Below are 19,106 nucleotides of genomic sequence, written 5' to 3' on the forward strand. Positions count from 1 at the left end.
ATCGCTGATAATACTGCTCTTTTCAAGAGTGGGAATGTAGGTCGGTGCAGGGATAGGGAAATGTTTTTTTAGTCTTGCTTTTTATTTGATTTCATTATTGACTCATTGTTTTGTTTGTTTAGGGGTTTAATATTTTATGGTTTTATTCAAAGGTTTTTAGGGTTAAGAAAACGAGTTTGAAAACAAAATAAAACTTAAAATCATAACATAAGATCTAAAATCCAATTTTTTAGAAAGTTTAATATCTTTGGAAAGAGTCCGCACCAATTAAACATGGATTTAAGAAAAAAGTTTTATTCTCTAAAGAATGTAATTATTTATAAAACTCTTATCTAAGCTTCTTTTTAAAGGAAGTTTATGAAGTTTTTTAAAATCCCTAAACTGCACTTAAATTCTAAAGAGCGCTAAGAAATGTTTTTAGAAAGTTTTATTCTTTAAAAAGTTATCGCTTTACACAACCAATCTTATTCTTTATTCTTTATTCTTCCGCTGGTGTTGTTTTTTTATTTCTTTTGTTTTTAACTTTTTAGTTGGGGTGTTGTTTTTGATTTATGGTGTTTAACTTTTTGTTTTTGCATGCTCTAAACCGATGAGAGGTTGTTTGAAGTCTTCCCTGCTCATAAAACTTATCAGTTAACGCGCCTCTTCTCTGCCATGTCTTCAACAAATCTTTTTTCTGCCTAGGCTCTGTGGTTTTAGGTTTGACTTTTTGATGGTTGTTTTTGCATGCTTGATTTTATTGGTGGTGTTGTTTTTTATTTCTTTGCCTTAAGACAAACCATAGAGTCGGCTTGCTACCCCAAAATTCAGGCACTCTTAAGTTAAGTCTAAGTCTACTATACTCAAAAGCTTATAAAATCATCAAAAAGAGTGCTGAAATGAATGTTTTAATCAGATTGTGCTTTATTCTTGTGATTGGGTTTTTTGGCGCGAATAAATTATTTATAAGGAGATATTATGGCATTAGATTTAAGTAAATACACTATGGAAGAACGCTTTATTCCAGTATTTTTATTGTTAGATACGAGTGGTTCAATGAGTCATTCTTTGGGTAATGGCACACGCATTGGAGTGCTTAATCTTTGCATTCAAAAAATGATAGAAACTTTAAAGCAAGAAGCTAAAAAAGAGTTATTTAGCAAAATGGCTATTGTTACTTTTGGCGGAAATGGCGCGGTTTTGCACACGCCCTTTGATGATATAAAAAACATTGACTTTGAGCCTTTAAGCGCGAGTGGTGGCACCCCTTTAGATCAAGCGTTTAAATTGGCTAAGGATCTTATTGAAGATAAAGACACTTTCCCTACTAAATTCTATAAACCTTATAGCATTTTAGTTTCGGATGGTGAGCCAAATAATGATAAGTGGCAAGAGCCTTTGTTTAACTTCCACCATGATGGGAGAAGCGCTAAAAGTGTGTGTTGGAGCATTTTTATTGGCGATAGAGATGCCAACCCGCAAGTTAATAAGGATTTTGGCAAAGATGGCGTATTTTACGCAGATGATGTGGAAAAGTTAGTGAAGTTGTTTGAAATCATGACTCAAACCATTAGCAAGGGTTCTGCTTCAATTAAAAAGTTGAACTGGATTCCAGATGAATGATTTAAAATCTTTACGCCACAAAAACGCTTTGTTTATGGATTTAAACGAAGAAGTTGATAGATATTTTAAACTCTTTAAAGAGAAAACATGAAGATCATTATAGATAATTCAGGATCTATGAATGAAAACGGGAAAAAAGAAGCCCTTCAATTATGGCTTTTAGCTTTTGAGCAATTGGCTAAAAATAAAAATATAGATATACAAAAGTGGGATTTAAAGGGTTTAAAAGGGGAGTTTGAAGACGCTTTGTTCTTGAGCGATGGGCATTTTACAGAAGAAATTCAAGTTAAATCCAGTGTGGCTTTTGGAGCGGATGCCAATATGATCAAACTTAAAGAAATCTCTTCTAAAGTGTTTGATAGCGCTGAAATTTTTCAAGTATTGCATTTCATGAAGAAAGTGGATGTGATTAAGCAATGAGAGATTTTAAGGCGTTTGGGGCTTCTATTAGGGGAGTATACCATGCGTATGCTAGATTGCCTAATCAAGACGCTTTTTTAATCAGAAAAAATCAAAAGGGGTTATTGCTTGTTTTGTGCGATGGTTTAGGGAGTAAAAAGATTCACAAATTGGGGCTAAAAAAATGTGTGAGAGCGTAGAAAAAGCCTTAAATGCTATTGATATACAAGGTTGCAACTTAGGCGTTATTGAATAAAGTTGTTTTTAGTATTTGGGAGTGTCTGCTCTATCCTTTGGAAGTTCGCAATGCGCTAAGCACTCTGCAACTGGTTTTTATTGGCAAAGAAAAGGCGTTTATAGGTAAAGTGGGTGATGGGTTGTTGGCTGTTTTAGGAAAAGAACATAGATTATTAAGAGAGAATAAGCAAGATTTAACGCATTTCACAACACCTTTTGATCGCAATACGCTTTTAACCTGGGAAGTCTTAGAGAGTAAAAAAATTGATGCGTTATTCTTATGCACGGATGGATTAGATGAAAGCTTAATAGATGCAAGACGCTTGGATTTTGTTAAGGACATAATCAGTGAATTTAAACATAAAAAAAGGCATCAAAAAAGTGCTATACGCTCTTAAAGAATCATAAATTTTATGATGATACGAGTTTGATTATAGCGTATAGAAAGGATAGTTTATGGAGTTAGAAGAAATTGTTGATGGTGAGGGGAATATCCATAAGACTATAGAAGTTTTAGGAAAAGGCGGACAGGGTATAGTGTATCGCTGTTTGGATAAGGATGTGGCTATTAAGGTAGTATTGAGGGATGGAGATTTCATTAAAGACAAAGAATCCCTTAAACAATATGAAAAAAGCGTTCTAAATTTATCTTTTAAGCCGATAGAGAGGCATTTCCCTATGTCAATTCCGCTAGTAACTTTGAGAGGAAAACAAGGCTATGTGATGAAAATGGCTGAGGGCTATGAACCACTAAAAACTTTTTTAAAGAAGCCCAGTATTTTAGAAAACGAAGAAAAAGATGGGATTTTTAGGATCAATAATGCCATTCAAGAACTTTGCGAAGATAACCATCATATGGCTTTAAGTTTAAGTTATTACTCACAAACACAAGGATTGAGATCACGATTAAAAATACTCACCCATTTAGCAAAACTTCTATTCAGATTGCAAAGTAAGGGTTTGGTGTATGGGGACTTGAATTTAAACAATGTGTTTTATAAAGACAATTCAGCGTTTTTAATTGATGCGGATAATGTGCGTTATGAGAGCGAAAAAGCCCTGTGTGTTATTTTTGCGCCTAACTATGGGGCTTTAGAGATTAGCCAAACCTCTAAAAATAGCGATACAACCAATTACAACACCATGCTTAGCGATACCTTTTCTTTTGCCATCATAGCTTATGAACTTTTAAATATGGTTCATCCTTTTGATGGGAATAGTGCTGGTGATGCAGAAAATTTTATAGAATTGCCTTGGATTGAAGATAGTGAGAATGATAGCAATCGTTCTTGTGGCTTACTGCCTTTTTTCTTAACAAGGGATTTAAAAAATTTATTAGCACAATGCTTTGAAGAAGGCAAAAAAGATCCTTTGAAACGCCCTACTATGCCCTTATTTATAGAGAGCTTAGAAAAAGCTAGCTTGCAAGTGTTAGAATGTGAAAATTGTTCAATGACTTATTATGATAGAGAATGGGAGATTTGCCCTTATTGCGATGCTAAAAAAACCTATCAGACTTGTAGCAACAAGTTATTACCAAAATAGCGAAGTTTTTTATTTTGCCTCGAATTTTACAGACCCTATTTTTTTACCGACAACCTTATTTAAGGGGATTGAAGTGGTTAAAAGCGAATGGGAGTTTGCAGAGATTGCTAATAATATATTGATTTTTCATCATGACATACAACAAGAAAAGATTCTCATCAATGATAAAAGGTTGGATCACTATAGGATAGAAATAGATTTAGAAAAAGAATTGACTATTTCATACAATGGTTTTTTAATTAAGGTTCAAAAATGCTGAGTTTTATCAAAGAAGATAGCATCATCAAGGCTTATAACCTCAATACCGCAAAACTAGAGCCAAAAGATAGAGAAAAATTGGGATTATTAAAGATTGAAAAAGATAAAATATATTTTCATCTAGATGAAGAGCGTTATTTGAAATTAGAGATCATAGGCGAAACCAAAGAAAAAGAAATTGAAAACGCTTTTTGCAGTAACGCTTTTCTTGCAGCTCAAGTCCTAAATTTAAGCGAAAACCAAGAAAGACAAGTTTTAGAATTGAAGTGCCATTTCTTCAAACGCCCTATAAAAATTCTTCCTGAACCATTAAACATTAATTTCAAAGACACAATCGTAAAAAAGTTACTAAAAAAAATGGGCAAAGACAAAAAACTAGAAGATTTTAAAGAAACTTGTATTTTAAAAATAGCTGGTTTTACTTATTTTGTGTGCGTATTGCCTTATGAAGATGAGGATAAAGAGGATAAAGAGAATAGTGAAGAGATTTTAAAAGAAGATTTCAGGCTATTAAATACCAAGGGGGGATTAAGCGTTAAGCGCGCTTTGATAAATAATAGGCATTCTTATGAAGCGATAAAATTAATACCCATTAAACAAGCACTAGCGCCTGGTTTGTGTTTGTTTTTTCAAGGTTCATTAGAGTTTAATGATAAAACCACAAAAACCATGCGAACGAGCCTTTTAGACCAGATCCAGCAAGATAACAAATCTTATTTAAAAATTTGGAAAAAATATCTCATCAAAAGCGCTCAAAAAAGTTTTAATGAGGCAAAAGAAGTGGGGGTTTTAGAGATTGAAAGCGTGAGTAAAGAAGGAGGGAATTTAAGAATTCGTTTTAAGCCAGCTTTAGGCAAGAATAAAATGGAAATCTTAATAAAGAAAACGCAATTAAGAGAGGGGAGTGATTTAGGGGTTTTAGAGGGATTAGACCCACAAAATGAAGAAAGCTTAATCAATTTTATTTGCATGCCAAAGCCTTTGATGATAGTAAGGAAATAAGAGTGGAATGCAAGAATCACCCTATTGAAAAGATGGCAGAAAAATTAGAGGAAACTAATCCTAAATGGTTTAAAAAATGGAAGGAAAAACAATATACCCAAACTGACGAATCTAAGCCATCAAAACGAATCAAAGTTTTTAAAAATTTTACGGCATTTGATGACAGATTGCATACAATTGAAAGTAATTTAAAAAATCTAGATACCCATCAAAAAAAGTTTGAAATTTGTGGGGCTCTGTATGACATTTATGAACAAATTTTTGATGAAACACCAAGCTTGAAAGGGCACGATTTAGAAACATACAAAGCACAAGATTTGTCAAAGAAATTCATGCATTTAGGTTTTGAACAGATCTCAAAGGATTAAACGACTCTAGATTGAACGCTTTATTGCGCTATGAGGAAAAAGTCATGCAAGCTTTGGCTAAAAAATACCCTAGTTTTTTACAAGATTTGCATGATATAAAAAATACAGGAATAAAGATAAACACGGCGAGAAATCACAAGATGGGTCTTCTTTAACGAGAGTGGAATTAGAAAGATACAGAGATGAAATTTATTTTCTAGTAGAAAATCTTTTAAAAAACCCCTTGATTAAAGAGAGAGAAAATGCTCAAGAAGAAAAACATGAAGAAAAACATTATAAGAAAAATGCAGAGATTGACGCCCGATCCCAGCTATCAAACTTAAACGCACCCAAACCCTTATTTGAATGTTTTGTGGGAGTTAATCTGGCCAAAGCCAAATATTATTCTAAAAAAGAAGATAGAGAAAAAGAAAAGATGATTTTGAATTTTTGTAAGATATTTGAAATTATTCTTTTTGAAGCTATCCAAAAACAACCAAAGCTTGATCCTAAAACTAAAGACGAACTTTTAGGGGATTATCCTAATCTTAAAAATTTAGATTCTTTAAGAGAAGTGAGGGAAGACTTTTTGAAAAGAGCGTTTGAGTATAATAAAGCGAGTTTGGGAGCGTATGTGTTAGTGTTGCTTAGCTGTAAGTATTTTGAGAGCGTGTTTGAAAAAGTTCAAGAATGGCTAGATTTTATCGCTAGGCTTATTGCTTTGAGAGGCCATATGCACAAGATAAGTAAAGAACTTGAAAGATTAGAAGAAGAGGATTTAAAAAAATTGGAAAAACAAGCACTAGAATATTTTAATAAAATAGCAAATAAAATATATCCAAAGGAGAAACGATGAGTAGAAATGAAGAATTGGAGCTAAGAGCTAGAGAAACTGAGTTGGATAAAAGAGTAGCTGAGTTGGATAAAAGAGAAAAACAGATTAGAAAAGACATTGATGCGTTCAATCAAGAAAAAGAATTTTATCTAAAAAACCGAAAAGAATTTGAAGATTTTATAAAAGATAGAGAGATATTTGAAAAAAAGCAGGTTCAAAAAGTTGAAGAGGGCTTACGGACTTATGAAACAAAGAAAAAAGAATTGATCTTAGAAACAACAGACAAGCAACTACAAGAGCAACAAGAATCTCTCAATAAAGATTATAAAAAGAAGCTAGAAAGCATCAAAGAGCGCTCCGATAGGCTAGAGAATGATCTTAAAACGCAATTTGACGCCCAATTAGAAAAGTGGGAGCAAAATTTTAAGGGCTATGAACAACAACTAACAGACATCTGATGGTGTGGGGTCATTGATGAATTTGGATCAAATTTTCTATTTGGAGTATTCATACCAAGCCCAATTTTATACTTCTATGAACATTGAACCCACGCTAATTAGAAATGAACAAGATTTATACGCGCTAATTAAAAATAGTTTTTCAGTGAAAGATTTATCGTTTGAAAAGATACGTTTAAAAGCGAAAGAGTTTTTGGAATTAAAACAGCCTATAAATTTAAATCAAGAAATCCCGCAATTGGAATTGTGTAAGGGAGTTTATAAAGAAATGTATATTGATATGTTTAGCCCCAAACCCTTCGCTTTGTTAGTGGGTAATGACAATGAAGAAAAGATTTTAAAGCTCCCCCTTTTAGCCAAAAAGCAGGAGGATAATATTTACATCAACGCTAATGGCGCTAAGGGTGAGATAAATAAAAAAGGTTATTTGGCCAACGCTCTCAAAGGCTATGATGAGACTCTTGTGGAAGCTTTTATGAGAGATTTCAAGGAACGCTATAAGATAGAAAAATTATATTATTTATTAGATGATAATATTAAAAATTTTGAATTTGCTAAGATCAAGCATAAAATAAGCTTGTATTTTAAAGACGCAAAATTCTATCCTAAAAGCGTTGCTTTAGGACTTAATTTTTTGTTTGAAAATAAATTAAAGAAAAATGAGCGTTTGCGTTATAACGGCGTGGATTTGGTCGTTAAAGAAAACCATAAAAGTAAGACCTTTAATGATTGTGGCTTGGTTTTGGAGAGGCAAAAAAGCGATGATTCAAAAGCTTATTTATTAAAAGATGAGCCTTGTTATATCAAAAAAGCTTTAAAAAATTTTAAAAGAGCCTTAGGATTAGAAAAAGAAGGCTTTATTCTGTATAAAGAATGCTTGCCTAAGCTCTCTATGGAAGTGATTAAAGACAGGCGGTTTAAAAATTTTGAGATCATTAAAGATAAAACAATTTTAGGAGATAAAGAAACCCTAGAGATTGAAACGCCTTTTATTATCCCTAAAGGGCGAGAAAGCCTTGCTTTGCCCTTGATCCTAAATGAAGAAAAATCGCCTATCAAGGCAAAATCACCTCTAAAGATTTTCCCCTAGAAAATGACGAAGAATACAAACTCACGCTCACTTATGACATTGGCACCGAGTTTAACTATGTGTTAGAGTTTAAACCTGTCAATAATGATTTAAAGCCCATTGTTATAGAATGGCAGCGTATTGATATAAAGGGGGTTGAACTCCCTACGCCTAATCCCATCAAAAAACCAAGTATTAATGAACTAAAAAGCGACTTTAATCCTAATAAGGGCAAAAGTTCTGATTTATTTGAGTGGGCGCTAGAGCAATTAGAGACATTGAAAGATTTAAATAGTCCACCCAGATTTGTTTTAGAGAGAGGCATAGAATTCTCAGATAAAAAACTAAAATGCGGTGGAATCTCAAGAATAGGGAAAGATAGAAACAATGAACTTTTTTACATAGTGGAAACAAATGGTAAAGAAGTTTTTTGTCATAGCCGTCAATGCAAAGAGAGCGTGAACAAAAATGAGCTTTCACAAGGCGCGCGAGTGTGTTTGGAAGTGTTTGATAGGGAAGACCCTAGTAAATATTGAGGTAAAATTTATGGTTTGGAAAAAATAGAGAAATTGTTTTATTAAATACAGCTAAAAATTATTATCAAAGAAAACCTCTAGATGAGAAAATTGAACACAGAATAGAAGCGCTCAAAAGAATCAAGTATCCTTGTTTAAAAATTTTTTCACATTACACGCTTGAAGAGTTAGAAACCCTAAATCCTGAATTTGCTACTCCCTTTAAAGAACATTTGAGACGGTTAGAAGAGTATTATTTTGACCCACAAACAGACAAAGATTTTAAAAAAGAGATCTTGGATTTCTTTAGTCGCTTGAATGATAGCATTCCCGCAAAATTACAACAAGAATTTATTAATTTACCTTTTGAATTACCTTCTACGGATTTTTTAAGCAGATGTTTAGGCTCTCTTGAAAAAGACTTTCAAAAAACGATTTTTAAGAATCTTAAAACTACTTTTTTTAACCCTAAGATTGATCAAAAGATTCGTTTTACAATTTTAAGCATTGTGGCTAGGGCTAGTTGGATTAATGAGAAATTTTTAAAGAACTTGATGGCTCAAACCGACTTGGAGCAGCAAAAAGACTTTTTAGAGCGTATAGAAGAGTGTTTGAGAAATCCTGAGCCGCTTTATTTCAGTAGCGCATGCGAATTGTTGTTAGCGTTTTTGTCTTATCGTAACGCTAAAAGAGAGTTAGAATTGATCCCTGAAAGCGAGAAAAACCATGCGTTTATTGGACAGCATAGATAAAGCGATAGAAAAAGAGACTAAAATTAAAAGCTTTGTAAAATTAGAGCTAAAAAATCAAAGCTTCAACAATATCCCACCTTTGTTGTCGGCGTTACGCTTGTATTTAAGGGGGGATTTGGAAGGTGTTGGAATTGAAATTAAGGGGACAGAAGAGGATGAATAAATCAAACAAATTAGTCATTATCAATCGTGCCATTCCAGGTGGGGGCAAGACCTCTTTGACCAAACAGATTGAAGAGTCGGCAAAAAGCTTGGGGCGTTCTATCAGCGTTCATTCTACCGATGAATATTTTATTCAAATAGATGAAAAGGGTATCAGGCGTTATGTTTTTGATAAAAAGAAACTCAATGAATACCACCAAAACAATCAAGAAACCTTCAAACAAGCTTTAGAAAATCGTATAGATATTGTAGTGTGCGATAACACCAATTTTGAATCGTGGCAAAGCAAACCATATACAGATATGGCTAGAGGATTTGGCTATAAAATTTTGTTGATTGATTTTAAACCCAGAGAATTAGAATTGCATTTAGAAGCTCAAAAGATAACCCAAGAACGCCCTGATGCGCATCAAGTTGATAAAGATGTGTCAGAAAGAATGCATAAAGAGCGCAGGATTTCTAGTCCTTGCTTGGATAAGACCAAGATTTTAAGAATAGATACCTTAGAAACCCCCATGGATTATGGATGGGATGTTGCGCAATGCATCAAGAAGCCACGAGGTATTGCAAAACATTATGACTATGATTTTTATTTGGAGAGGGTTCCGGTTGAACAACAAGATTATGAAAAACAAAATAGAGAATTGAGCCTAAAAGCCTTAGAATTTTTAAAATACAATTTTGATTTTGATGTGATTTTTTATTCTTTTGGGGAGCAATTAATGCCTATTTTTTAGGAATGCGTCAATTTAGCGCTCAAAAACATGTTTTTATCACTTCTAGTTCCAAAAACGCTAAGACATTAAAGAGATTTTTTGAAGAACAAAAAGAAACTAATGAGAGTTTTCAAATCAATACGGATAGTCTTATTTCTATAGAAGTGAATGTTTTTGAACCTAAAAATATTTATGGAAAAATTTTGGAACATACAAACAAACATGGTTTAAAGGATAAGAGATTATGTTTTAATTTGACCGGTGGGACTAAAATGATGTTTCTAGCAGGGCTAAAGGCATCAGAATATTTTCAAGTGCCTTATTTCTATATTGAAGAAAAGGATCAACAATTATCATTTTTTAAAAATCCAAGCGAAATTGAGCCTTTTGCTATTCCGGCTATCCCCATTAAAGATGTGGAAACTTTTTTCTCTTTGCATGTCCCAAATCGTATGATAAAACAAAATGGTATTGTAGATGAAAAGAGTTTAAAAAAAATATAAGAGCGTAAAAATTTAAGTAATTTATTGTATGAATATCGTTCAAGAATTATTGAAAATTATCAAAAAAATTAATGATAGTTATTCTAAAGATAAAACGATGGATATTGATGAAAATAATCTTAAATTGCTTTACAAAGACCATCAAGTTTTCGTGAATATAGATGGAAAGGAAATAAAGCTTAAATATTCAGAAGATGAAGATGATTTTAGAGATTATATAATAGGGGGTTGGCTTGAAGAATATATTTATTGTGAATTACTGGAGTTGCTAGACAAACAAGTGATCTATGATCTACGCTTGAATATGATTTTGGGCGTTGAAAGCATGACTGCCATTCAAGAAGATAAGTGACCTATTTATACTGAGCTTGACATAGCTTTTAGCGATGGTAAAAATCTCTATGTTGTAGAGTGCAAGAGTGGGGAGTTAAAAAATAAGGGGGTTTTAACCGCTCTATCCACTAACACTCAAATTTTTGGTGGAGCCAATGCGAAATGCATTTTAGTAGCAAGCGATACTGATATTTTGTCTCAAAATATTCAAGAAAGAATTAAGAATTTGAATATTAAGCTTATTTCTAGAGATTTTAAAAAAAATATTGAGAACTATATTAATAACTCTAGGCGTTGATAAATTAGGGAGAGGGTGTTTAGTTGGTGTTAAACCAATATGCTATTGGATTTTAGAGTTGAAAGAAATTGCAAATCTCACTAAAGAGTTAAAGGGAATTTTAGAATCAGATTAATATTTTTAGGTAGGATTAAATGAATCAAAATATTTTAGGAATAGGGTTTGTTTATCCTACCTAGAAATTGGTATGAGAGCTGATCTCACCGATTCAAGCCATTCTCTTTTCTTGAGGTCATAGGGCGTTGATTCCTTGGAGCGATCGTTATTAAAATAAGTTTGGGTTTTTGTGGCAAAATTCTCCCATGCAAGCTTTGTTTAGAGAACTTACCTCTATTGCCCAAACCTTTTGACTCTTTTTCTCATGTTTATAAAGGTAAGCGTCTGCAAAAGCGTTTAGCGCTTCGCTGTTTTCATCATTATTATTCCAATGATTCGCTAATTTTTCCAATCGCTGTTTCTTGTTTCATTTTTCCCATGTTGTTTCCTTTTTTCTTTTGTTTCACTGCCAAGCGCATGGCTCTTATGCCATGCGTTTCTCTTGCTCTTGTTTAGCTTTTAGATTTTTTTCTACTTTCTCAAGTTCATAATGATGTTATACACCCACTCTTTAATGGTTTTATTTAAATAGTAGGTTAGCTCATCGTTTAAAACCTCTTTTATTTTATCGTTATATTTTTCCACTAAACGACACACGCTACCGCTTGACATAGGGTCTCCTTTAAATTTCAAGTATCACTGCAATCAATGCGTCTCACACCAATCATTTAGAAGAGTCTTGATTTTTAATAGCAATATCTAACTTATTAAAAGGGATTTCAATATGGTTAGCGTCTAGGGCGTTTTTGATGCGTTCAATGAGTTCGCTGCGCACATTAAAAATTCCGTCTTCAATCTTTGCCCAAACTCTAATGGTGAAATTCAATGAACTTTGTCCAAAATCCGTGATTCCAATAAAAGTGGGCATGTTTTTATCAATTTTTTCCATTGCGTCGATAACATCTTTTATAGTCTTATGCACCAGTTCAATATCGCTCCCATACCCTACCCCACAAACCCATTCAATGCGCCGACACGCCGTGTTATTGCTGTTGATAATATTAGAATTAGCGACACTTCTATTGGGTAAAACCGCCAAGCGTCCGTCATGCAAGCGTAAAGAAGTGTTAAAAAAATTAAGTGCTTCTACTTTGCCCTCTAGGCCAGAGATTTCAATGATGTCTCCTTTTTTGAAAGGGTGTAAAATAATAAGGATTATCCCTCCAGCAATGCTTGAAAGATAATCTTTTAAAGCCAACGCCACCGCAATCCCCACCGTTCCTAAAACAGTGATAATAGAAGTGGTTTGCACGCCTAGCGTGCTGAGTGCAATGATTGTGGTGATGATAAGGATTAAGATAAAAGTAACCTGTGCGACAAAATTCGCTAAAATCTCATCCTTTTTGGATAAAAGTTTCATGGTTTTGTTCCGTAAGAAAAACGAAAAATAAAAACCTATACAAAAGACAACAATAGCCTTGATTAAGATTATCCCAAAATGCTTTGCCTGCGGAAAAAAATCCACTAACAGCGTTTTAATTTCATCCATAAATTTTTCCTTTTAAAATCAATTGATTAACTTTCCCATAAAGTTCCAATCTTTTCTGCGAATATTTAATAGTGAAGCTTTGAAGTGCGCTATTGGATAGAATTTTGTTTTTTGAAATAGTTCCATTAGGAATGCACAGACAGGGTTGATTAGAATCGTTGCGATCGGCAAGAATCCCTTTTAATGGTGGCATGAAGATCCTTTTTTAGAATAATTTTACAATAATTTTTGCCAAAAATTTTTTTGAGCGTTTCCTTTTATAATAAAAACAGCTCGCTTTATAACAAGCCCTCAAAGATACTTATAAAATCATAAAACACAATAAATAATAAAACCATAAAACCCTAAAAACCCCTAAACAAACAAAACAATGAGTCAATAATGAAATAAGATAAAAAGCAAGACTAAAAAACATTTCCCTATCCCTGCACCGACCTACATTCCCACTCTTGAAAAGAGCAGTATTATCAGCGATGAAGAGCTTGACTTCCAGGTTCGGAATGGTTAACTGGGTAGTTCCTCTTCTCTAAAAAAATCCGCTAAATGCTCTAAATGCGCCTTTTTTTTGATGGAGCAAAATTTTAAACGAGCGGTGCAATTTCACATTAAACCCATCAAGTCTTTGCAACCATTCATCGCTGCTAGGGAGTAAAATCTCCATCGCGTTTGAAGGCGTAGAAGCCCTTAAATCCGCCACCAAATCGCTCAATAAAAAATCGCTCTCATGCCCAATAGCTGACATGCTGCAAGTTTTAGCCAAATAGTATCCATAGCTTTTGAAAAGGGCTTTTTTGCGCGTAGCTATCATTTGCTTGATGAGTTTTATTTTCTTCATTTTCTTCTTTGTCCATGCCCTTTAATTTCACATAGCCCCCAAGCGGGATCAAAGACAAAGCGAATTGCGTGCCAAAAAGCTTAAAAAAACAGAGTTTTTTACCAAAACCAATGCTAAACACTTCTACTTTCACCCCACAAACCCTAGCAATAGTGAAATGCCCTAATTCATGGACAAAGATTAAAAACGCCAGCATTAAAACCGCTACAATGAACATCATACCCCACCGCTTACACGACGCTTCCCTGAAATATTGTTGGAATTTTTTCTCATCTCATGGCCATTAGCATAGCTTCTTGGGGTGGAAAACAGCAAAACTAACACGCCTGCCATTTGCTTTTTAAGAAAGAATGGCAAGCGTATTGAGACCCTAGACTATCATGGTTTAAGCTATGAGACATTAAGAGAGAAATTGTTAGAATGCGCCGCAGCAAGAAACAAAATGGACGACCTAGAAAGAAACAAAAGCTACAAAAGGAGGCGTTGGAGCTAGGATTAACCTATGAAGACTATAAAAAACAAATAGAGCAAAATAGGGTGCATGAGGGCTTATTATCGTTTTAAGCAACCTAAAAAGAACGCGGGGCGTGGGTAAAACCATGACCTTTTTTTGTTATAATAAGTAAAGAAAACAAAAAACAAGATAAAACTAAAGGAGCAAATAAGACCATAACGCCTATTGGCATAAACAGAGAGCAAGAGCTATGTTTTAATAGATAACTATGATAGTTGGGCGGTATCATCTTGGAGTTTAGAAAACATGGAAGCGTATAATCTAAAATCAACATTAGAAGCATTGACTATTGATTTTGTCAAATCAGAGCAAGTCAATCAGGAGTGAAAAAAAAGGGCGAGCAAAGAATGAAACAAGACAAAGCCAAGCGTTGGTCTTGTTGCGAGCGTGTTAGAAGACTCATAAAGCTAATGAGCGAGAGTTTTTCACTGATGCATGCGATTTCTTGAAAAAAGATTATCAAAGAAAGTGATGGATTGTCTGATAAAATCATTGCTATTATCAATTATTTTGATAGGAAAAATATTATCTGTATTTGATGAGATGTGAAGCCCAATCAAATTAAAAATGCATTGACCTCACAAATTCATAACGGAGCGTATAGTTTCAGGGGTGGTGAGTGTGAAAAACAAAGCCCTTGATTTTTGCCAAATGGGTTTCTAGCGTTTCATTAACTAGGAGGTGCTTTGGGATATTCCCCTTTAAAGCACTTTAAAATCCCCTAAACGCTCTAAAAACTAGCACACCCCATTAAAATCAAAGCTTTTTAATTTATTCTAAAAAACGAATGAGAGCGAACCCAACAAACCGCTTTATTATAGCCCTATAAAAATAGGGGAGAAAAGCGAGATCTGCAATTAATCTTGCTGGATCCTTATGGCTGTGGGTGTGGATAGTTCTTCTTCAGTAGGGATTCTTAAAAAATCGCTATTACCCACTTTTCTTGTTTGTTTCACCACAGGCTGAGAGGGCGTAGCGATAGATTCCAAACTCGCTCCACCGCTGTTTCTTTCAGAACCGGTTGCAATGATAGTAACGCGCACATGATCAATGGGGATACTCTCGCTCGTGTGTTGGCCAAACTTAACATCAACATCTTGATTGGCTCGTTCTTGAATAGATATGCAAGCTTGAGAATAAGCATACATAGGATAATCAGGGTGGTGCTCAAAAAAGACAATAATGCTCTTAGCCCCATCAATAGAAGCGTCATCAAGAAGAGGCGATTGGATCGCATTTTCCACCGCTAATTTAGCGGATTCTTCGCCAGTGGCCTCACCAATACCCATTAACGCAAAGCCTTTAAAACCAAGAGCGCTTTTTAAATCGGAAAAATCAACATTAATATCACCAGGTTTAGTGATGATCGTAGAAATGCCGCTCACAGCCCTAACCAAGACATCATCAACTTCCTTATAGCATTCTTTAGTGCTGGCGTTTTTTTTCATGGTCAAAAGAATTTTATCATTAGGGATAACCAAAATAGAATCGCTAGATTGCTCCAATTCCTTTAACCCTTCTTCGGCTTTCTTGCTTTTTTGAGATCCTTCGTATTTGAAAGGCTTGGTAACGATAGCAATCGTGAGCGCTCCCACTTCTTTTGCGATTTTAACGATAGTAGGGGTGGCTCCAGTCCCAGTACCTCCTCCAAGCCCTGTAGAGACAATGACTAATTTGGCGTCCTTAATCGCTTCTCTAATTTCATTAGCGCTTTCTTCAGCGGCTTTCCTACCAATATCAGGAACCCCTCCAGCACCTAAACCTCCAGTAGACTCTTTGCCTAAAAGGATTTTAACCGGAGCGGGATTGTTTTTGAGGTGTTGGCCATCAGTGTTCGTTGCAATGGGGGTAACATCTTGATGCACGCCGTATTCAACCAAGTGTTTAATCATGTTAGACCCCCCACCTCCAACACCGATGACGACAATCTTAGCCCCTTTATAAGCTGGATCGCTTACTTCTTCAATGCTCGCTTGACCAATATTATAATTTTCCATCTCTGATTGATGAACCATAGCCACATTCCCCTTGAGATACGATTTTTGCAAATCTTAAACTTTGATAAATAGCTAAAGAATTATACCATGTTTTCTGGCTTTTGATAACTATCAAGGCGTTTTTATCGCATAAAGAAATGGCTGTATCTTAAAAGATTTTAGAAATCTTATCAAGGAAACTTTTAAAAAAACCTTTTTGTTCGGTGGGTTTTATAGGCAAGAAGTCATCGTTTTTAGCGGTGTTTAAAGGAGCGTTAGGGGTTTTTAAATCGCTCAAATTCCTTTCTGTGGGCGATGAATGGATATGGGGGGTAGGGCTTGATTGATGGGCTGTTCTTGTGTAATCATCGCTTTCATGGTAGCGGATAACCCCTTTAGAGTCTCTTTCATAATTGGTATGCCCCCCTGCTTTGTATAAAATCAAGCCAACCACGACTGAAAAGCGAGGATCTTTCAAGTCTTCAAACATGCCCATGATATTGTATTTTTCCACAGGGGCCGCCAAACGCACCGGGTAATTAGTGAAATGGGTTCTGGCTAGTTCTTTGATCCCTTTCATTAAAGCCATCCCACCGGTTAACACAACGCCTCCGCCCAAATGCTCTTCTAAGCCGCTATCTTGAATGCTCCTGTGGATGATTTTAAAAGTTTCTAAAGCCCTTTCCCTCATGATAGTTTGGATTTCACTAAGCGGCACAATATGGCTTTCATGACCATCAGAGCCGGTGGTAGGGATTTGGACATTTTGAGAGGGCGTTTCTTCACCACCTTCAAAAGAAAGATCCCCGTATTTGATCTTAACTTCTTCAGCGTAAGGGAATGGGGTGTTGAGCATGTGCGATAAATCCGTGGTTAAATGGTGAGAGCCTACGGGTAAGTATTTGTTATAGCGTATGGAATTGCCGCTATAAATCGTAAGGTTGCATGTCTCTCCGCCCATATCCACGCAAGCCACGCCCAATTCCCTTTCATCATTAGACAAGGTGGCAATCGAGGCTGCATAAGAATTGATCACAATGTTTTCAATCTCCACCCCAGATTGGATCATGATTTTTTCTAAATTTTCAATGTTGTTTTTTTCTGTATAGACAATGTGGATAAAGACTTCTAAGCGAGTCCCGCTCATTCCTAAGGGGTCATTCACTTCTTGTTTGTCTAAAGTGAAGCGATAAGGGAGGGCATGCAAAATATGTTTATCGTTATCCAAGCCTGCTTTAGCGCATGCGTTATTGATAGCGCGATTGATTTCATCAATGGTTACCACATTATCTTTAGTGCTAGCCACACCGGTAACATCTCTAATGCTTTCAGTATAAGCCCCAGAAAAAGAAACAATCGCTTTAGTTTTAGGGTAATACGATTCCCTAAAGGATGAAATGGGGTTATTCCTATCTTCATCAGCGTTCAAACCTGCCATTTTTTTAGCGCTATTGATCACTTCTTTAATGGCGTTAGAAGCGTGAGCAAGGCTATTGATACGCCCTCTTTTAATGGCTTTTGAATTGATTTCTTTAGAGTCTTGATGAGCCGTGCCAATGATGCGCAAAATCCCGTCTTTAAATTCAGCCACTATGGCGCAAATCTTTCTAGAGCCTATATCAACCCCTATAACGATTTCTTTATGTTCCATGATTTCCCCTTGCATTATTGAATGTATTTGACTATCTTATAGCGTTTTTTCAATTCTTCTATCAACGCTTTATCAAAAAAATCCGTTTTAGTGTTATTGACTAAACGCTGCATATACTGGCTTTCTTCTGCGCTAAATGAGTGGTTGAAATTTTGTTCTGTGATTTGATAGAGCACCACTTTATTACCAATAGTAATAAACCCTTTTTTTTCTTGGCGGTTAAAAAGGGTGTTGATAAACTTAGCGCTTTCTTCTTGGTTGAGTTCGCTAATAGTGCCTCCAAAATTAGGGCTTACATAGCCCACGCTTTTGCCTTTAAAATCCTTAAGCTTTTCTTTAGCTAATGCCTGCAACGCCATAAGGGTTTTTTCTTGAGTTAGGCGGGTTTTAAGAGTGCTTTTAGCTTCATTAAAATTTTGCAATTCGTCTTTAATTTGAGAGATGAGCTGCACCACGATAAAACCATCTTTAAAAGGCTCTGGTTTTAGGACTTCAAGGGGCTTGAGAGCGGTGAGTTTTTGCGTGATTTCAGCAGTATAGGGGGAGTTGTTTTCTTCAAAATCTTGCGTGGTGTAGTTTTTTGCGTTCCCTTTTTTTAGAGCGATATAGCTCCTTAAGGCTTTTTCATTCGCTTTTTGCATGCTTAAATCGTGTTTGACTTGCTCTTGAACGCTTTTAAAATCCTGCAATTTCCCCTCTTTGTCCAAATAAGACGCCTTGTTTTTATGGTAGTATTCCTCCAACTCTTTCAAATCAGTTTTTTCTAAACTGGCGTCAAAATATAAAGAGCGTGTTTTAAAGCTCGTGGGCTTTTTAAAATCCTTTTTATGGGACTCGTAATATTTTTTCATCTCTTCTTCATTAAGAGAGATTTTAACATCATTAGGGTTTAGGATAAGAATGTCTAATTTGTCTTGCAATTTTGCCCAAAGCGATAAACTGGATTGCTCCAAAGGGGTAGTGGTTTTGGGGAATAGAGCGCTGATTTTTTGAAGGATTAAAAGCCTTTCAACGCTTTCTTCAAAATGCTTGGGGCGGTAATGGCTTTGTTTTAAGATATTTTTATACAATTCTTCATCAAAAACGCCATCTTTTTGAAAAACGCTCGTTTTTCTGATTTCTTTCGCCACTTCTCGCTTCGTAGCGCCAAGCCCTAAATCTAAAGCGAGATTCCTCAATAGGGCTTGATTGATGAGCGAATCTAGAGCGCTTTTTTCTAAATGCATGGCTTTGATTTGATCTTCAGTGAGTTCTTTAAAATCAGGGATAGACTCAGCATAGGCGTCTTTAAGGCGGCGGTATTCTTGGGCTAATTCTTCTTGAGAAATCTTGATCTGTCCCACTTTGGCAGCGCTATCGCTATCTAAAGAAAAGCTGTATTGCCCCCAGCCTATCATCCCAGCAGCAATAAAAGCGATCGTGCTTATCCATATTGTAACCACTAAATATTTTCTATGATTTTGCATCCATTCAATCATAAGAACTCTAATCCCTTTTAAAAAATCAAAAATGTG

The 19,106-nt window shown here is 35.2% G+C and carries 14 protein-coding genes, 1 rRNA gene and 6 pseudogenes; 11 read left to right on the top strand and 10 right to left on the bottom strand.

Annotated elements, in window-relative coordinates; translation table 11 throughout:
* The first annotated feature begins 957 nt into the window (after positions 1 to 957).
* From EAL49_RS05765 to EAL49_RS08470, 11 genes and pseudogenes are all read left to right on the top strand, one after another.
* Positions 958 to 1,602, top strand: a complete 645-nt coding sequence (locus tag EAL49_RS05765) for a vWA domain-containing protein (protein ID WP_162968388.1) — start codon at positions 958 to 960, stop codon at positions 1,600 to 1,602.
* 87 nt (positions 1,603 to 1,689) lie between these two features.
* Positions 1,690 to 2,022, top strand: coding sequence for a hypothetical protein (locus EAL49_RS08275; RefSeq protein ID WP_162973120.1), 333 nt, complete (start codon positions 1,690 to 1,692; stop codon positions 2,020 to 2,022).
* Positions 2,019 to 2,636 (top strand): annotated as a pseudogene (locus EAL49_RS08555) (protein phosphatase 2C domain-containing protein). Before EAL49_RS08275 ends, EAL49_RS08555 begins: the two are co-directional and overlap by 4 nt.
* Positions 2,637 to 2,694: 58 nt before the next feature.
* Positions 2,695 to 4,042 (top strand): annotated as a pseudogene (locus EAL49_RS05780) (protein kinase).
* Positions 4,036 to 5,043 (top strand): hypothetical protein, encoded by a 1,008-nt coding sequence (locus tag EAL49_RS05785; protein WP_120829468.1) that lies wholly within the window; start codon positions 4,036 to 4,038, stop codon positions 5,041 to 5,043. Before EAL49_RS05780 ends, EAL49_RS05785 begins: the two are co-directional and overlap by 7 nt.
* Positions 5,001 to 6,246: pseudogene (locus EAL49_RS08560) on the top strand (hypothetical protein); the annotation flags it as partial. The gene EAL49_RS05785 and the pseudogene EAL49_RS08560, both read left to right, overlap by 43 nt.
* Positions 6,243 to 6,683, top strand: coding sequence for a hypothetical protein (locus EAL49_RS08280; protein ID WP_236620571.1), 441 nt, complete (start codon positions 6,243 to 6,245; stop codon positions 6,681 to 6,683). The pseudogene EAL49_RS08560 and the gene EAL49_RS08280, both read left to right, overlap by 4 nt.
* A 268-nt stretch (positions 6,684 to 6,951) precedes the next feature.
* Positions 6,952 to 9,182, top strand: a pseudogene (locus EAL49_RS08460) (hypothetical protein).
* Positions 9,175 to 9,918: an AAA family ATPase gene (locus EAL49_RS05820; RefSeq protein ID WP_120829469.1), complete on the top strand. Its 744-nt coding sequence runs from the start codon at positions 9,175 to 9,177 to the stop codon at positions 9,916 to 9,918. Before EAL49_RS08460 ends, EAL49_RS05820 begins: the two are co-directional and overlap by 8 nt.
* A gap of 2 nt (positions 9,919 to 9,920) precedes the next feature.
* Positions 9,921 to 10,400: a PDDEXK family nuclease gene (locus EAL49_RS08465; RefSeq protein ID WP_120829470.1), complete on the top strand. Its 480-nt coding sequence runs from the start codon at positions 9,921 to 9,923 to the stop codon at positions 10,398 to 10,400.
* 28 nt (positions 10,401 to 10,428) lie between these two features.
* Complete coding sequence (locus EAL49_RS08470) at positions 10,429 to 10,752, top strand: hypothetical protein (RefSeq protein WP_236620597.1); 324 nt, start codon at positions 10,429 to 10,431, stop codon at positions 10,750 to 10,752.
* Positions 10,753 to 11,598: 846 nt separating this feature from the next.
* On the opposite strand, the gene EAL49_RS08305 is transcribed toward EAL49_RS08470, so the two are convergent.
* The 10 genes and pseudogenes from EAL49_RS08305 to EAL49_RS05880 form a co-directional block, all read right to left on the bottom strand.
* Positions 11,599 to 11,739 carry a hypothetical protein gene (locus EAL49_RS08305; RefSeq protein ID WP_162973119.1) on the bottom strand — a complete coding sequence of 47 codons (141 nt, stop codon included), beginning with the start codon at positions 11,737 to 11,739 and terminating at the stop codon, positions 11,599 to 11,601.
* Between the two features lie 52 nt (positions 11,740 to 11,791).
* Positions 11,792 to 12,616: a small-conductance mechanosensitive channel MscS gene (gene mscS, locus EAL49_RS05840; protein WP_000343427.1), complete on the bottom strand. Its 825-nt coding sequence runs from the start codon at positions 12,614 to 12,616 to the stop codon at positions 11,792 to 11,794.
* The gene (locus EAL49_RS05845) at positions 12,609 to 12,809 is read right to left on the bottom strand and encodes a hypothetical protein (RefSeq protein WP_001134830.1); all 201 of its coding nucleotides are present in this window, start codon (positions 12,807 to 12,809) and stop codon (positions 12,609 to 12,611) included. Before EAL49_RS05845 ends, mscS begins: the two co-directional genes overlap by 8 nt.
* Positions 12,810 to 13,048: 239 nt before the next feature.
* Positions 13,049 to 13,145, bottom strand: a 5S ribosomal RNA gene (gene rrf, locus EAL49_RS08600).
* An 11-nt stretch (positions 13,146 to 13,156) separates the two neighbouring features.
* A pseudogene (locus tag EAL49_RS05850) lies at positions 13,157 to 13,379 on the bottom strand (exodeoxyribonuclease VII large subunit); the annotation flags it as partial.
* Positions 13,372 to 13,671: pseudogene (locus EAL49_RS05855) on the bottom strand (site-2 protease family protein); the annotation flags it as partial. The pseudogenes EAL49_RS05855 and EAL49_RS05850, both read right to left, overlap by 8 nt.
* On the bottom strand, positions 13,668 to 13,808 hold the full coding sequence (locus tag EAL49_RS08310) for a hypothetical protein (RefSeq protein ID WP_162967235.1): 141 nt from the start codon (positions 13,806 to 13,808) through the stop codon (positions 13,668 to 13,670). The pseudogene EAL49_RS05855 and the gene EAL49_RS08310, both read right to left, overlap by 4 nt.
* A gap of 1,014 nt (positions 13,809 to 14,822) precedes the next feature.
* Positions 14,823 to 15,980 carry a cell division protein FtsZ gene (gene ftsZ, locus EAL49_RS05870; RefSeq protein ID WP_120829473.1) on the bottom strand — a complete coding sequence of 386 codons (1,158 nt, stop codon included), beginning with the start codon at positions 15,978 to 15,980 and terminating at the stop codon, positions 14,823 to 14,825.
* 130 nt (positions 15,981 to 16,110) lie between these two features.
* Entirely contained in the window at positions 16,111 to 17,592 is a 1,482-nt protein-coding gene (ftsA, locus tag EAL49_RS05875) for a cell division protein FtsA (RefSeq protein ID WP_097568617.1), read from the bottom strand.
* A gap of 14 nt (positions 17,593 to 17,606) precedes the next feature.
* A complete protein-coding gene (locus tag EAL49_RS05880; protein ID WP_120829513.1) occupies positions 17,607 to 19,070 on the bottom strand; it encodes a peptidylprolyl isomerase in 1,464 nt (487 codons plus the stop codon).
* Between the last annotated feature and the right edge of the window lie 36 nt (positions 19,071 to 19,106).

This window comes from Helicobacter pylori, from assembly GCF_003637665.1.
GTDB lineage: Bacteria > Campylobacterota > Campylobacteria > Campylobacterales > Helicobacteraceae > Helicobacter > Helicobacter pylori_CK.

Bases quoted from the DNA above. Each gene is read 5' to 3' on its own strand.
- EAL49_RS05765 (WP_162968388.1), top strand. From the start codon at position 958: ATGGCATTAGATTTAAGTAAATACACTATGGAAGAACGCTTTATTCCA.
- EAL49_RS08275 (WP_162973120.1), top strand. From the start codon at position 1,690: ATGAAGATCATTATAGATAATTCAGGATCTATGAATGAAAACGGGAAA.
- EAL49_RS05785 (WP_120829468.1), top strand. From the start codon at position 4,036: ATGCTGAGTTTTATCAAAGAAGATAGCATCATCAAGGCTTATAACCTC.
- EAL49_RS08280 (WP_236620571.1), top strand. From the start codon at position 6,243: ATGAGTAGAAATGAAGAATTGGAGCTAAGAGCTAGAGAAACTGAGTTG.
- EAL49_RS05820 (WP_120829469.1), top strand. From the start codon at position 9,175: ATGAATAAATCAAACAAATTAGTCATTATCAATCGTGCCATTCCAGGT.
- EAL49_RS08465 (WP_120829470.1), top strand. From the start codon at position 9,921: ATGCGTCAATTTAGCGCTCAAAAACATGTTTTTATCACTTCTAGTTCC.
- EAL49_RS08470 (WP_236620597.1), top strand. From the start codon at position 10,429: ATGAATATCGTTCAAGAATTATTGAAAATTATCAAAAAAATTAATGAT.
- EAL49_RS08305 (WP_162973119.1), bottom strand. From the start codon at position 11,739: ATGTCAAGCGGTAGCGTGTGTCGTTTAGTGGAAAAATATAACGATAAA.
- mscS (WP_000343427.1), bottom strand. From the start codon at position 12,616: ATGGATGAAATTAAAACGCTGTTAGTGGATTTTTTTCCGCAGGCAAAG.
- EAL49_RS05845 (WP_001134830.1), bottom strand. From the start codon at position 12,809: ATGCCACCATTAAAAGGGATTCTTGCCGATCGCAACGATTCTAATCAA.
- ftsZ (WP_120829473.1), bottom strand. From the start codon at position 15,980: ATGGTTCATCAATCAGAGATGGAAAATTATAATATTGGTCAAGCGAGC.
- ftsA (WP_097568617.1), bottom strand. From the start codon at position 17,592: ATGGAACATAAAGAAATCGTTATAGGGGTTGATATAGGCTCTAGAAAG.
- EAL49_RS05880 (WP_120829513.1), bottom strand. From the start codon at position 19,070: ATGATTGAATGGATGCAAAATCATAGAAAATATTTAGTGGTTACAATA.